Below are 13823 nucleotides of genomic sequence, written 5' to 3'. Positions count from 1 at the left end.
CGCGAAGGGGGCGATCATGATCCTAGGCTGGTGCACGGTTCTCTCCGTAATCTTATGGGGCCTCGTGATCGACCGGGGCATCGTTGCCCGGCTCAACCGACATTGCGATCAACCCTTTCGGGATGGCGCCGACTTCCTATTCAGCGGTATTTTGCCGGCTCTGGCGATATCGGGCGGCGCAGCCACGATCCTTGGCGCATTTCATGGGCTGCGATGGGAAATCGTTCTCCCCGTCGTGGTGATCTCGATGATCTGGCGGCGGCGCGATCTCGTCGCCGTTCTCTGTGACCTGGCTTCGCTGCTTCGTAAAATCACCGCTGAAACGAAAAGCGGAAATCCTTTGCCGGCGCTTGCGGCCTTCACGTGCATCATACTCTGCTATGTGTGGAGCGTTCTGGCCCAATTTCCGTCTGGTATCGACGACGTGTGGGTTTTTCACATCCCACTCGCTAAGAGTATCATAGAGCACGCCGGTTTTGTGTCGCCGCAAATTGATCATCTTTTCTACGGCAATATTCCGCTCTTCTTCAATCTGTTGTTTGCGCTCGCTATGATGATCAGCGGTCACTGGACCGGCGCGGGCGCCGTCAATATCGCGATTTTTTTCGGGTTTCTGTTCCTGCTTTCAAGCTGCGCTAGTCGTTGGCGGGCATGTGGTTTTTTCCTAGTCGTTATTCTGATCTTCGGTGGCTCTTTCTTCACAAGAGATGTCGGCGAGCCAATGACGGATTTGGCCCGGTCGTGCTTCTCAGTCGCAGCGATGCTTTTCCTATGGCGTTATTTGGAAACCGGTCGTCCCGCGGAGCTCTTTCATTGCGCCCTCGTGTTAGGAGGGGCGGTCGGAGGAAAATATACCGAACTGCAGATGGTCGGCCTCATAGGGCTGGCGTTAGCTCCAACGCTGTTCAAGAGAAGAATATCGCTGCCGCTCTTTCTGTCATGCGTCTATGCATTCCTCGCGGTTGCGGGCTATTGGTACGCGAAAAATCTCATCGTTCTCGGCAATCCGATCTATCCCTTCCTGTTCGGTCATCCAGGCCTCACAGACTCGTGGATGGCGGATTACATGCTCGAGTTGGGTAGGCCTTTCAAACCTGCCAACCGGCATTACGTAACGAACCTGGCAAGTCTGCAGGGATTGCACGACTTTCTCTATATCCTTTACGAGTGGTTCCTAGCTCGCAGGGTCAACGCTTTCTTCGCTCTTACCCTGATCCTGGCCGGTCTGGCAGTGGCTTTTCGCCGCGTCGCATTCCTCACCGCGATGGTCGTAGCGATGTTTGCGATCTGGTACACTGTCATGTTCAATCACATACGGTGGGCAACGCCAGCTTATCTGCTTTTCTTTTCGACCGGGTTTATCGGCGCCAACGTGGTTCGTGAACGACTAGATAGATGGCTCGACCGGCACGTTTTGCCGCAGATAGCCCCATTTGCGAAAATTGCCTCCTCGCCAGCATGCAGGGTCGCCAGCCCGGTGATCATCGGCTTGCTGGCCGGAGGATTTTGGATTTCCCATTGGCACCGAATGGGCGGCAGCGACATTGATCCCATAAAGGCGAAAGAGTTCGACGTCGTGCTTGGCATGATCAGCGTCGACAAATACATGGAGAGCCATCGCAAAGCTTATTTCATGTACCGCTATATCGCGGATCATGACCTGCGGACCGTTTTCCAACCTTTCGACCCTGCTAACACACTATTCTCCACGGCCTATAACGACGGCCACGATGGCGGTTGGCAATTGCCACGCCACGTGCTGCCTGCACCCGGCTCGGACATCGACGCCTTCATCAGGGACAATCAAATAGCCTACTTCATCGTTCCTCCCGATGCCGACAGCGCATTCCTGACCGAACGCATCGGAGCAGATAAAATCGTGATGGCCAATAGTGTCATAGCCCATATGATGCCCCGCTCCTCACTGATCTTGATGGATCGGTTCGGCTGGAAGCTCTACCGTTTCGACGCGGATCGGGCATCGTGACCACTCCCTCCTCCCGCGCATTGCTTCGCATCGGCATACCGGTTCTGAAAGTGGCGGTCGCGCTTGGCCTCGTCCTATGGATCGCGCTTAGGGTCGATTTCGCAGAAGGCTGGGCGGCGATCCAGACCCTGTCGGTGACGACTATCTGCGTCAGCGTCTTCCTCCTTCTCTTGCAGGCCCTGCTTTCGGCCTGGCGGTGGTGCCTTCTATCGGAGATGATCGGGCAGAGGCTGAAAATATCAGGGGCCATGGAACTCTTCATGCAGAGCCTCTTTTACAATCAGGCTCTTCCAAGTCCCATTCCAGGCGATGCCGCGCGCATATTCGGCGCCCTCAAATATGGCTTGACGATCCAGGAAGCCACACTCGGCGTCGTCATGGACCGTATCCTCACCCTGTTCGGGCTGGCCGTCGTTGCGCTGATCGGCCTGATCATCATGCGGACGTTTTACGGGCACGACCTCCCAATCCCCTATCTCACCGAACTCACGGCCCTCGGCGTCGCGGGAACCATCGCATCGGCCCTAGTGTTCAGCTGGCGTCGCCATCTCTTCGTTCGGCTTCTTCCGGAAAAACTGCACGCGCTGAATGAGGCGCTGGGGGCTTTTCTCACCCACCGGAGAATGCTCGGAATATTTCTATTGACCCTCGCCATTCACGGCTTGGGTGTCGTCTCGCTTGAGATCCTCGTTCTCGGCCTTGGCCTCCCGCTCGACTGGGGTCAGGCCGCCGCCGCTTTCCCGCCGGTATTGTTGATCGCCATGGTTCCCATTTCCGTTGGAGGATGGGGCCTACGCGAAGGCGGCATGATCATTTCGCTTGCCGTGTTCGGCATCGGCACGACGGACGCCGCGACGCTGTCGGTGGTTTTCGGCCTGTTGCAGCTTGTGGTCGGCTTGGCCGGTGGTGTATTCGTCCTTTCGCGTCCTCATACGGGAAAGATCAAAGCGCTCTGAAGAGCCTTAACAGATCATATGGAGCTGCCGACATGCATGCCTTGGTAACAGGAGGGGCTGGATTTATCGGCAGCCATCTCTGCGATCGCCTCTTGGACTCGGGTTATCGGGTAACGGCAATCGATAATTTTCATCTTGGTCGGACGCGCAATGTAGATCATCTCCAGGGCCAGGCGGATTTTCGCTTCCAGAAGCTTGATATGCTCGATCGGGAGGGCATGGATCAACTCTTTGCGGCGGATCGTCCTGATGCTGTTTTCCATCTCGCCGCCAATTCCGATATTGCCGCGGGCAATACCAATACGGAACTGGATCTGCAGCTGAACCAGCTGACGACGACGACGCTGCTTGCCATCATGCGCAAGCATAGTGTCGGCAGGCTTTTCTTTGCCAGCACTTCTGCGGTGTTCGGTGAAGCCGAAGGCAATATTCACGAGGATCACGGCCCCCTGCAGCCGATCTCGTTCTATGGCGCCAGCAAGCTTGCTGCGGAGGCCTATCTGTCCGTCTATGCTCTGTCATTCGGCATCAAGACGCTGGTGCTGCGCTTTCCCAACGTCGTTGGCGAACGTTCCACCCACGGTGCAATCTACGACTTCATCAACAGGTTGAAAGCGGATCCGACGAGACTTCAGGTCCTCGGCAACGGAAGGCAGACGAAACCCTATCTCTATGTCGGCGACCTGGTGGACGCGATTCTCCTGGCCTGGGACAAGGCGCCCGGCGCCTATGAAGTGTTTCATGCCAGCGGCATCGGCGAAACCTCCGTCCGCGATATTGCCGAGATCGTGGTCTCGAAGGTCGCAGCCGGAGCCGCTATCGAATATGGAAGCGAGGATCGCGGCTGGCTGGGCGACGTTCCGCGCTTCAGCTACGACATCAGCAAACTGATAGCGCTGGGCTGGTCGCCGAAGCGAAAGTCGACGGAAGCGGTGGAACTCGCCGTGGAGCGGATTCTGGCGAATGGGTTCTGACACCGCTATCCGCGAGGCAATCATTATTGCCGGAGGCCTTGGAACGCGCGCGCGCAGCATGACGGGCGATGCCATTCCGAAAGCTCTCCTGCCTATCGACGGCGTACCGATCATTCTCAGGCAGATCCGCGTCCTCGCCCGCGAAGGCGTTCGGCATGTGCGCGTGCTTGGCGGCCACCTCGGCAGCCAGCTCGAGCCTGCTCTCGGCCCGGAAGCGGAAAAGCTCGGCATTACGATCGACGTCTTCGTGGAGACGTCGCCGCTCGGCACGGCCGGCTGCCTGACGACCTTGGACACGGTCGCCGATGACGTCCTGATCGTCTATGGCGACATGCTCTTCGATCTCGATCTGTCAGCGCTGGCGCGGCATCGCCGGCAATTTCCCGCCGCCCTGACGATCATCGCGCATCCCAACGATCATCCCCGCACATCCGACATCGTCGTTCAGAAGAACGGCTATCTCACGCGGCTCCTGGCCCGCAAGGCGCCGCGCGATGCGGATTGGCGCAATCTCGTGCCGGCCGGCTTGTACGTGGCTTCCGGTCAGTTTTTCGAGACGCTCCTGCCGGGCCAGCAGTCCGACATGATCCACGATGTCATTCCCGGTCTTCTCGAGCGCTCGATCCCGGTCGCAATCTACGACACGCCCGAATATATGAAGGATACCGGATCTCCGAGCCGGCATGCCGCCGCGGCCGAGGACCTTCGGCAGGACCGTGTCCATGCAATCCACTTGTCGGTCCGAAGACCCGCGGTGTTCTTCGACTGCGACGGCGTGCTCAACGAAGACGTTGGCGGCCATGGCGTCATTCATCCCGACCAGGTGACCTTGGTCGGCCGCGCCGGCCAGGCGGTACGGCTCGCCCGCGAGGCAGGCTTCCTCGCGGTCGCCGTAACGAACAGGCCGCAGGTCGCCAAGGGCCTGCTCGACGAAGCCGGCCTGGACCATGTTCTCGGTCGTCTAGAGGCCGAGCTGGCCGAAGACGGCGGCGTCCTGGATCGCATCTACTTTTGTCCGCATCATCCGGACAAAGGGTTCCCCAACGAGGTGCCCGAACTCAAGATCGATTGCGCTTGCCGCAAGCCCGGTGATCTGATGATCCGTCAAGCCATGGCGGAACTGCCGATCGAAAAGGCGAGATCCGCCATCATTGGCGATAGCCTGCGCGATATCGGTGCGGGCCGCAAGGCCGGAATCTGGGCCTATGGCGTCCGGACCGGTTACGGCCTGCGGGACGATAGGAGCTATCCTGCCGCAGAAACAGGAATCCCCCACGCCGATCTGGTCTTCGACACGGTCTATGATGCTGTTCGCTTTCAATGCAGCTACCACGACATTGGGCAAGCTCTCTTCAAAGCGATTGATGAGCGGCTTTCCAATGCGGCAGGCCCGCTGCTCGTAGGCATATGCGGTCGTTCCCGCTCAGGGAAAAGCACGTCCGCGCATGCCGTACAACGCCTTCTCTCGGAAGCCGGGCGCAGCGTGCTGCGGCTGGAGCTCGACCGCTGGATATTGCCGCTCGAGCATCGCCGGCCCGATATGAATGCGGAAGAACGCAACAGGGTGGAGCATTATCCCGAGATCGTCAGAATTCTGCGTCAATCCGGACGGGTCGAGGCACCGGGTTACGATGCGGCAAGCCGTGGCCAGCATACATCTCCGACCCTCTACGATGCGCGTGATGCCGACGTGATCCTTCTGGACGGCGTCTTTGCCGGACATGCGTCGATCCGCGAGGATGTCGATATGGCTGTCTTCGTCGAAGCCTCACAGCAGACGTTAGTGGATCGCTTTCACAAGTTTTACGCCTGGAAAGGCCTAACGCCCGCGGCGGCCGAAGAACTCTGGACGTCGCGAATTCAGGAAGAGTGGCCGAGGATCGATCTGCAGCGCGCATCGGCCGACATCGTCATCAATCTCGAGGAGGCACTCCTTTGATCGTTTCATCCGCACCTTTTCGCGTCAGCTTTGCCGGCGGCGGCTCGGACATAGCGTCCTATTACCGTCGTCAGGCGGGCGCGGTATTGTCCTGCGCGATCGCCAAATACAGCTTCGTGATCGTGCATAACTATTTCAATGAAAACAAATACCATCTCAAATATACGCGCACCGAGCTTGCCGACACGCTGGAGGACATCGCGCATCCGTTGCTGCGCGAGGCCTTGCGCATGCACCGGGTCGAGCCCGGTATCGAGGTCGCCTCCGTCGCCGACATCCCCTCCGGCACCGGTCTCGGATCATCCAGCTCCTTTTCCGTGGCGCTGATCAACGCGCTTTATGCCCACAGGTCGCGCTTTGCCTCCAAGGACCAGTTGGCGGAAGAAGCCTGCAAGCTCGAAATCGACATCCTGAAGGAGCCGATCGGCAAACAGGATCAGTACGCAGCCGCCCATGGCGGCCTGAACTTCATCGAGTTCAATTCCAACGGCGGCGTGAACGTGCAGCCCGTCGTCCTCAGCTCCGAGAAGATGGCTGAGCTCGAGAGCAATATCCTGCTGTTTTTTACCGGAAGCCAGCGCGATACGCGCTCGGTGCTGTCGACCCAGGTACAGGCGATGGAGACGGACGAGGACAAGTTCCGGACCGTCGAGCGCATGGTGCAACTGGCTTACGAAATGCGCGACATCCTGATGAGCGGCGATCTCGGCGCCTTCGGCGAAGCGCTGCATCGTGGATGGATGATGAAGCGATCGCTGACATCGCAGATCACCAACAGCGCGATCGATGAGTTTTACGATGCGGCCCGGGCGGCCGGCGCGGTCGGCGGCAAGCTTGCGGGTGCAGGCGGCGGGGGCTTCCTCGTCCTCTATTGCCCGAAAGACCGCCAGGCAAAAGTCCGCCAAGCGCTGTCGCAGCTCAAGGAGATCGAGTTTCGTTTCGACTGGAGCGGCGCGCGCATCGCCTTTGCACAGTAGAGGGTGTTGATGGCACCGCGTCTCATCATCACGGGATCGACCGGCTACATCGGCGCAAGACTCGCGGCGACGGCGCGTGAGCGCCGCTTCGACGTGGTTGAATTCGGTCGGGGATCCGGAGCGAAATGGCGCATTGGAGATGAGCCTGCTGTATCGGATCTGGAGGGGGCGGCCGCAGTCATCCATCTCGCGCATTCCTGGGCGACCGAGCCGCAGGCGGCTGAAGAAAACAACATCAATATATCGGGCACCGTTAAACTGGCCGAAGCGGCAAGAGCGGCCGGCGTGCCGCACTTCGTCTTTTCCTCCTCCACCTCGTCCCGGAGGGAAGCGCTCAACGTTTACGGACGCACCAAGTTCAGGATCGAACAACACCTGACCGCCAGCTCTGCAGCACCGATCGTTCGCATCGCGCGGATCGGGCTTGTCTATGGCGGCCCGCGGGTTGCAATGTACGGCTTGATGGCGAAGCTGGCAGGCTTGAGTCCGCTCCTGCCGATGATAGGGCTCAGCCGAAAGGTCCAGCCAATTCATCTCGACGAAGTTGCTGCAGGCCTTTTGGCGCTGGCGACCCGGGAGGACCTGCAGCCGCAAACATTCGTGCTCGCACATGAAAAACCGATCAGCTTCGCCGCCTGGCTCGGAATTCTTCGCCGCAGCCAGGGCAAGGGCAAGCTCCACTTCATACCGATCCCCCTGGGCTTCGCTCTTTTTGCCTGCCGGATGACCAGGCTTGTGCCGTTGATCCCGACTGTCGATCCGGAGCGCGTCCTGGGACTCGCGGGCGCAGCGCCGATGGAGAGCGCGGAAAGCCTCAGGCTGCTGGGCTTGAATCCGGCCGATCCGACAATGGCGCTGACGCGGGAGTTCGCTCAAACAGACCAGGAAGAGTCCCACGGTGAGGCGAAGGCGCTGCTGCAATATCTCGGCATCACGCCGACGCCGGTGCAGTTGCAGCGGCTCGACGAAGGGCTTCGCCGTGAAGGTCTGTCGCCGCTCGGCCTCTCCCCAAGGCTGATCCGGAATCCGCGCCTGCTCGCTTTCTTCGAGCCGCCGGCCGATCACACGCAGCATCGACTTGCGCGCGCCCTTTATCTCGCCGATCTCGCGAGCGAGCCGGAAAGATATTCCGCCAAAAAGAGCGGACTTTTCGGCGCCGTGCTGGCCATCGCCGGCGATGTCCTGCTCTTCCCGCTTCGCGCACTTTTGGCGGGACGATACCGATGAGGACGCCCGACGCCGACTTCATCATCGTCGGCAGCGGTCCGGCAGGCGTCTCCGCTGCGTTTCCGCTGATAGCGGCCGGCCGTCGCGTCCTGATGCTGGATGCCGGCAATGATGCAGGATGGGAGGACGAAAGCCGCAGCGCCCGTGTCTTGGGAAGCAATCTGGAATCGCTCCGCGCCGACGATGGCAGTTCACCGAAATTGCAGACCCCGGTGGCCCGCGGGATTCTTGAGCGGTTTCGGCGCGAGTCAGGGATCACAGGCGATGGATTCACGCCGGTCGCCAGCCTCGTCCGTGGCGGTCTCTCCAATATATGGGGAGCGCAAATCAGCTACCTCGATGCCGAGGACATCGCGGGCTGGCCTATCGATATCGAGCTGTTGCAGCGATCCTACGAACGTGTGTCGCAACGCATCGGGATCAGCACGAACGCCGATTTGACCGCAGGCGCCAACAGCGCATCCATCCTGCCGCTTGGCGCCACAGCCGCCCATGTCCTCCATCGGCACGAGATCGCAAAGCCGGCCGATGGGTCGTTTCGGCTTTTTCCCGCCGTCAACGCCATCCTTTCGGAGGCGAGGCCCGGGCGGGCCGCGTGCGATCTGCGCGGCGACTGTCTCTACGGCTGCCCGAGCGGCGCGATCTATAACAGCCGGCAGGATCTGCTTGCGCTGCAGAAGTCGCCGCATTTTCGGTTACTCGATAATATGCGCGCCATATCTCTGACGTCCAACGCGGGCTGGACTATCGGAACGGCCGACGGATCATCATTCTCTGCGCCGAGGATCATTCTCGCCGCAGGCGTGCTCGGAACCGCCGCTCTGCTGGCGGACCTCCTGCCGATCGGCGGTGAAGGACTGCGCCTTTTGAACAGTCCAACGCTCGCCATTCCTCTGCTCTCTCCGGCAAGATTGCTGCGCTCGGCCACGGCGACCCATAGCCTGGCGCAACTCGGATTGTCGTTGCGTTACGGCGAGCGCGCATCCGAATATGTGACGGGCGCGATCTATGAAGTCGGCTCCCTGCCGGCGCAGAGCTTCGTCAACAGGATGCCGCTCGGCAGAAAGGCCGGGCGCGCCGCGTTCGAGACGATCGCCGGCAGCTTGCTGGTTGCAACGATCTACTATCCTGGCGACCAATGCCGGAGCTACATCCATCGCGAAGCGGCAGGAAAAGGCATGACCGTCCGAGGCGGCTTTGCAGACGGTTTCGATACCCGCGCCAAGGATTTGAAGAGACGGCTTCGCCGCGAGTGGAAACGATTAGGGCTCGTTCCACTTCCGGGCGCGTCGCTGGCGGAACCCGGGATCGATGCGCATTTTGCCGGCACCCTGCCTATGGGCGCAGCGGGGCCGTTCGGTACCTCTGCGGATGGCGAATTGAACCTCCATCCGGGTCTTCACGTCGTCGACGGCTCGGTCCTTCCCGATCTTTCCTCGAAATACATCACGATGACGATTATGGCGAATGCCGATCGCATTGCCCACCGCCTCGCTCAAACCGAAGCGAACCCGGCGCTCTGACGTTCGTCTGCCTCTTCAGGGCCTCAATGGCGGCAATGCATCGCCGGCCAATGATAGCAGCGGCTCGTAATCCGCTTCGGAGAGCAACGCGATATCAGCGAGTCCCATCGTGGCGCGCATGGCCGCTAATGACGGCTCTCTGATGGCGGCATGCAACGCACCTCGGAGGAGGAGAATTGTTTGGCTCGATGCGTCGCCTGATGTGATGAACGGCAGACCGGGCGCCTTAGGCGTTTCGGAGATGATCCGGATGCCCTTGACTTGGGCGGGATCGAAGCGGCGGATATTCTCAAGCGTGATGCAATCGATGGCCGCGCTTTCGGCCCTGCCCTCGATAACGGCGGCAAGGCTGCCGCCGTGACTGCCAGTCTCGATAATCCGCCCAAAGAAGCGGCCGTTGCGCGCAAGCGGAGCGACGGCAGCCCGAAAGAGATTGCTGCCGGAATTGCTGTCAGGGCTGTTGATCGCAGCTGTCGTGCCGCGCAGATCCTCCAGCACGCGGAGGGACGAATTATTCCGGACGATGATGAAGCTGCGCATCAGCGGCCCATCGCAGCCGGGATGGCTATAGACGGGCGTGGCCACCAGCCGCACTCGGCCGCGCAGGCTCGTGGCAAAAGGATAGCCGCATGCCTGCGACAGAAGCAGATCCCGCCTCAGCCAGGCTTCGTCATAGGCAACCGTCTGGTCGAGCGTTTCAGGCACCCCGGTGAGGCCGGCATGCTGGAGGTAGTGCCTGAGAAACGACCAGAGTTCGGCCGTCGCCTCCGCGAGCGGCCGGGGTGTCAGGTACATGGCAATGCTGACGAGATGCATGCCGATCTTTCATTACCCCTGCATGAGCGCTACAGCATCCCGCCTGAAAGACGGGCGGCGCCGGAACGCAAAGGTTGAAGATCAGGCAATGCCGCCCAGGCATACATATTTGAGCTCGGTATATTCGTCCAATCCGTGCCTGGAGCCTTCGCGGCCGAGACCCGACATTTTGACGCCGCCGAACGGCGCCTCGGCGGTGGAGACAAGACCGGTATTGACCCCGACCATCCCATATTCGAGCGCTTCGGCCACGCGGAAGACCCGCGACAGATCACGCGCGTAAAAATAGGAGGCAAGGCCGAACTCGGTGTCATTGGCCTGCTCGATGACGTCCTGCTCGTCGCGGAACCGGAAAAGCGGGGCAAGAGGCCCAAAGGTTTCTTCGCGCGCAACTTGCATGCCGGCGGAAACGTCACGCAGAATGGTCGGCTCGAAGAAATGGCCGCCAAGCGCGTGGCGTTTGCCTCCCGTTACGATCCCGGCACCCTTTGCGACAGCATCCTGAATATGGCTTTCGACCTTGGCAACGGCGTTGTCGTCGATGAGCGGGCCAAGCACGACGTCACGCTCCAGGCCATTGCCGACCTTCAACTTCGAAACGGCCTCGGCCAGCTTGGCGGCAAACGCCTCATAGACGCCGTCCTGGACATAAAGCCGATTGGCGCAGACGCAGGTTTGACCGTTGTTGCGGAATTTGGCGATGATGGCGCCTTCGACCGCCGCGTCGAGATCGGCGTCGTCGAACACGATGAAGGGGGCATTGCCGCCGAGCTCGAGACCGAGCTTCTTGATCGTCGGCGCGCATTGCCGGTACAGCAGCTCGCCCGTCCGGGTGGAGCCGGTGAAGGTCAGGACCCGAACGTCGCGGCTGGCGGTCAGCGCACCGCCGATTGCCGCTGCATCGCCCGTGACAATGTTGAGGAGGCCGGACGGCAGGCCGGCGCGCTCTGCGAGGACGGCGATCGCGATTGCGGAGAACGGCGTCTGCAGCGCCGGCTTGAGAACGACGGCACAGCCGGCGGCAAGCGCCGGGCCAATCTTGCGCGTAATCATCGCGTTCGGAAAATTCCAGGGCGTGATCGCCGCCACCACGCCGGCCGGTTGGCGCAGCACGAGGATCCGTTTGTCCGGTTGGTGTCCCGGGACGATCTCGCCGTTGATGCGTCGCGCCTCCTCGGCGAACCATTCGATGAAGCTCGCACCATAGGTGATTTCTCCCTTGGCCTCAGCAAGCGGTTTTCCCTGTTCCAGCGTCAGGATCATCGCCAGATCGTCGCGATTTTCGATCATCAGGCGGTGCCATGTCTTGAGCACAGTTGCGCGCTCACCGGCGGTCTTCTTCGCCCAAAGCTTCTGGGCGAGGACGGCGGCGGCGATGGCTTCTTCCGTTTCGGTTGCACCGAAATCAGGGACCGCACCCAGCACCTCACCTGTCGCCGGATTGCGAACCATGGCCGACGCGCGACCTTCCGCTTCGATCCAGCGATCGGCGATGGGGCATGCCTGACGGAAGAGCGAGGGATCATTGAGCTTCATGGGACAACTTTCAACAGAATACGTGAGCGGCGCCGGGATCGAAATCGAGATGGACTATATCTCCACGATTGAGCCCGGCAATAGCCTCATGACCGAACGGCAGGCGAACCGAAAGCGCCTCGCCTGTCGCCGTCTCCGTGGAGACGTGGATATTGTTGCCGAGAAAGGTAATGTCGCTGACCGTTGCGGCAAGACCTGCGCCGGCGGCTCTTGCGCGCGACAGCCGAATGCGCTCCGGCCTCAGCATCAGCGCCGCCCTTGCGCCGGAGGTCCCTTTTCCATGCACCGGAATCTGGTTGAAGATGGCCCCGCCTCCCAGCGCGATCGTGGCCTGTCCGCCGGAAGACGACACCAGGTCACAGGAAATGAAGTCGCTGTCGCCGATGAATTCGGCGACGAAACGGGTCTTGGGATTGGCGTAGAGCTCCGGGCCGGTCCCGATCTGGTCGATGACGCCCTTGGAGAAGACAGCGATGCGGTCGGAGAGCCGCAGCGCCTCTTCCTGGTCGTGTGTGACGTAGAGGATCGTCACTTCGGTCTGCTGGTGGATGCGGCGGATCTCATGCTGGATTTCCTCGCGCAGCTTCTTGTCGAGCGCCGACAGTGGCTCGTCCATCAGGAGCACCGGCGGATCATAGGCAAGTGCCCTGGCAAGGGCGACACGCTGCTGCTGACCGCCTGACATCTGCGCCGGCTTGCGATCCTCGAAGCCTTCGAGCCGGACGAGGCGCAGCATCTCCTTCACCTTGCTGTCGATCTCGGCCTTCGACTTGCGCCGGACCTTCAGCGGAAAGGCGATGTTTTCACCCACCGTCAGATGCGGAAACAGGGTGTAGCGTTGGAACACCATGCCGATATGGCGCTTGTGCGACGGCGTGGCGAGCAGCGTCTTGCCCTCGAGCGTAATGTCGCCTTTGGTCGGATTTTCAAAGCCGGCCAGGATGTAGAGCGTCGTGCTCTTGCCGGATCCGGAGGGGCCGAGGAAAGTCAGGAATTCACCGCGCCGGACATCGAGATTGACGTCGTGTACGGCGACGACAGGGCCGTATTCCTTACGTATTCCGCGGATCTGAAGGAATGGTTCGCTCATTGTTTCAGTACCTTACGCACGACGGCAACCAGCGCCATCAAGATGATCGTCAAAAGGATGAGAAGGGTCGATGCGGCAGCGACAACAGGCGTCAGGTCTTGCCGCAGCGTCGCCCATACCTTCACCGGCAGCGTCTGCAGGGTGGGGCTCGACATGAAGATCGCCACCACCACCTCGTCCCAGGATGTCAGGAACGAAAAGACGGCGGCCGAAAACAGCCCATGGCTGATCGCCGGAAGGGTGACCCTGATCTTCGCTTCCAAAGGCGAGGCGCCGCACAGCACGGCCGCGTCCTCGATCGACTTGTCGAAGCCCTCCAGCGCGCTCGATATGGACAGGATCGAGAAGGGCAGCGCCAGAACGAGGTGCGAAATGACGAAGCCCGCCAGCGTGCCGCCGAGGCCGATCCTCAGAAAGAAGGCATAAAGGGCAACGGCAAGAACCACGACCGGCAGGATCATCGGCGTCAGAAACAGCGCCTTCAGCGCATCGCGGAACATGAACGAACCGCGCACCAGCCCGAAGGACGTCACCAGCCCGAGCAGCACCGACAGGATGGTGACGATGACCGCGATCTTCAAGCTCGTCAAAGCCGATTCCACCCAGCGCGGATCGGCAAAAAGCTCGCTGTACCACTGAAACGTCCAGCTAGGCGGCGGAAAGATCAGCCATTGCGAGGAGCCGAAGGACAGGGCCGCGATAAAGACGATCGGCAGCAGCAGAAAGGCTGCAGTCAGAAGCGTGATCGCAAGCAGGACGTATTTCCACCAGCCGAGACGGTCGAAATTGAGCAACATA

General features: G+C 60.7%; 11 protein-coding genes. 7 read left to right on the top strand and 4 right to left on the bottom strand.

Annotated features, from left to right (window positions below; genetic code table 11):
• Positions 1–16 precede the first annotated feature (16 nt).
• Genes AMC88_RS21895 through AMC88_RS21865 form a run of 7 tightly spaced genes read left to right on the top strand, consistent with a single transcriptional unit; the run spans position 17 to position 9583 of the window.
• Complete coding sequence (locus AMC88_RS21895; RefSeq protein WP_064825904.1) at positions 17–1987, top strand: ArnT family glycosyltransferase; 1971 nt, start codon at positions 17–19, stop codon at positions 1985–1987.
• Positions 1984–2943 carry a lysylphosphatidylglycerol synthase transmembrane domain-containing protein gene (locus AMC88_RS21890; protein WP_064825903.1) on the top strand — a complete coding sequence of 320 codons (960 nt, stop codon included), beginning with the start codon at positions 1984–1986 and terminating at the stop codon, positions 2941–2943. The genes AMC88_RS21895 and AMC88_RS21890 overlap by 4 nt, the downstream gene beginning before the upstream one ends.
• A 32-nt stretch (positions 2944–2975) precedes the next feature.
• A complete protein-coding gene (locus AMC88_RS21885) occupies positions 2976–3917 on the top strand; it encodes an SDR family NAD(P)-dependent oxidoreductase (protein ID WP_064825902.1) in 942 nt (313 codons plus the stop codon).
• Entirely contained in the window at positions 3907–5856 is a 1950-nt protein-coding gene (locus AMC88_RS21880) for an HAD-IIIA family hydrolase (RefSeq protein WP_064825901.1), read from the top strand. Before AMC88_RS21885 ends, AMC88_RS21880 begins: the two co-directional genes overlap by 11 nt.
• Positions 5853–6833, top strand: coding sequence for a GHMP family kinase ATP-binding protein (locus AMC88_RS21875; protein WP_064825900.1), 981 nt, complete (start codon positions 5853–5855; stop codon positions 6831–6833). The genes AMC88_RS21880 and AMC88_RS21875 overlap by 4 nt, the downstream gene beginning before the upstream one ends.
• Positions 6834–6842: 9 nt before the next feature.
• Positions 6843–8060 (top strand): NAD-dependent epimerase/dehydratase family protein, encoded by a 1218-nt coding sequence (locus tag AMC88_RS21870; RefSeq protein WP_064825899.1) that lies wholly within the window; start codon positions 6843–6845, stop codon positions 8058–8060.
• Positions 8057–9583 (top strand): FAD-dependent oxidoreductase, encoded by a 1527-nt coding sequence (locus tag AMC88_RS21865; RefSeq protein ID WP_064825898.1) that lies wholly within the window; start codon positions 8057–8059, stop codon positions 9581–9583. Before AMC88_RS21870 ends, AMC88_RS21865 begins: the two co-directional genes overlap by 4 nt.
• A gap of 15 nt (positions 9584–9598) precedes the next feature.
• Here the strand turns inward: AMC88_RS21865 and AMC88_RS21860 are convergent, their stop codons facing one another.
• The 4 genes from AMC88_RS21860 to AMC88_RS21845 all read right to left on the bottom strand — a co-directional run bounded on the left by AMC88_RS21860 (position 9599) and on the right by AMC88_RS21845 (position 13822).
• On the bottom strand, positions 9599–10399 hold the full coding sequence (locus AMC88_RS21860) for a phosphate/phosphite/phosphonate ABC transporter substrate-binding protein (RefSeq protein ID WP_064830092.1): 801 nt from the start codon (positions 10397–10399) through the stop codon (positions 9599–9601).
• Positions 10400–10480: 81 nt separating this feature from the next.
• Positions 10481–11935, bottom strand: coding sequence for an NAD-dependent succinate-semialdehyde dehydrogenase (locus AMC88_RS21855; protein WP_064825896.1), 1455 nt, complete (start codon positions 11933–11935; stop codon positions 10481–10483).
• 10 nt (positions 11936–11945) lie between these two features.
• Positions 11946–13025 (bottom strand): ABC transporter ATP-binding protein, encoded by a 1080-nt coding sequence (locus AMC88_RS21850; RefSeq protein WP_064825895.1) that lies wholly within the window; start codon positions 13023–13025, stop codon positions 11946–11948.
• Positions 13022–13822: an ABC transporter permease gene (locus tag AMC88_RS21845; RefSeq protein WP_064830091.1), complete on the bottom strand. Its 801-nt coding sequence runs from the start codon at positions 13820–13822 to the stop codon at positions 13022–13024. The genes AMC88_RS21850 and AMC88_RS21845 overlap by 4 nt, the downstream gene beginning before the upstream one ends.
• Position 13823 lies beyond the last annotated feature (1 nt).

It is taken from the genome of Rhizobium phaseoli, from assembly GCF_001664385.1.
In the GTDB taxonomy this organism is placed as follows: Bacteria; Pseudomonadota; Alphaproteobacteria; order Rhizobiales; family Rhizobiaceae; genus Rhizobium; species Rhizobium phaseoli.
Note: the sequence above shows the minus strand (reverse complement) of the source record. Positions and strands in the feature narration are given on the sequence as shown.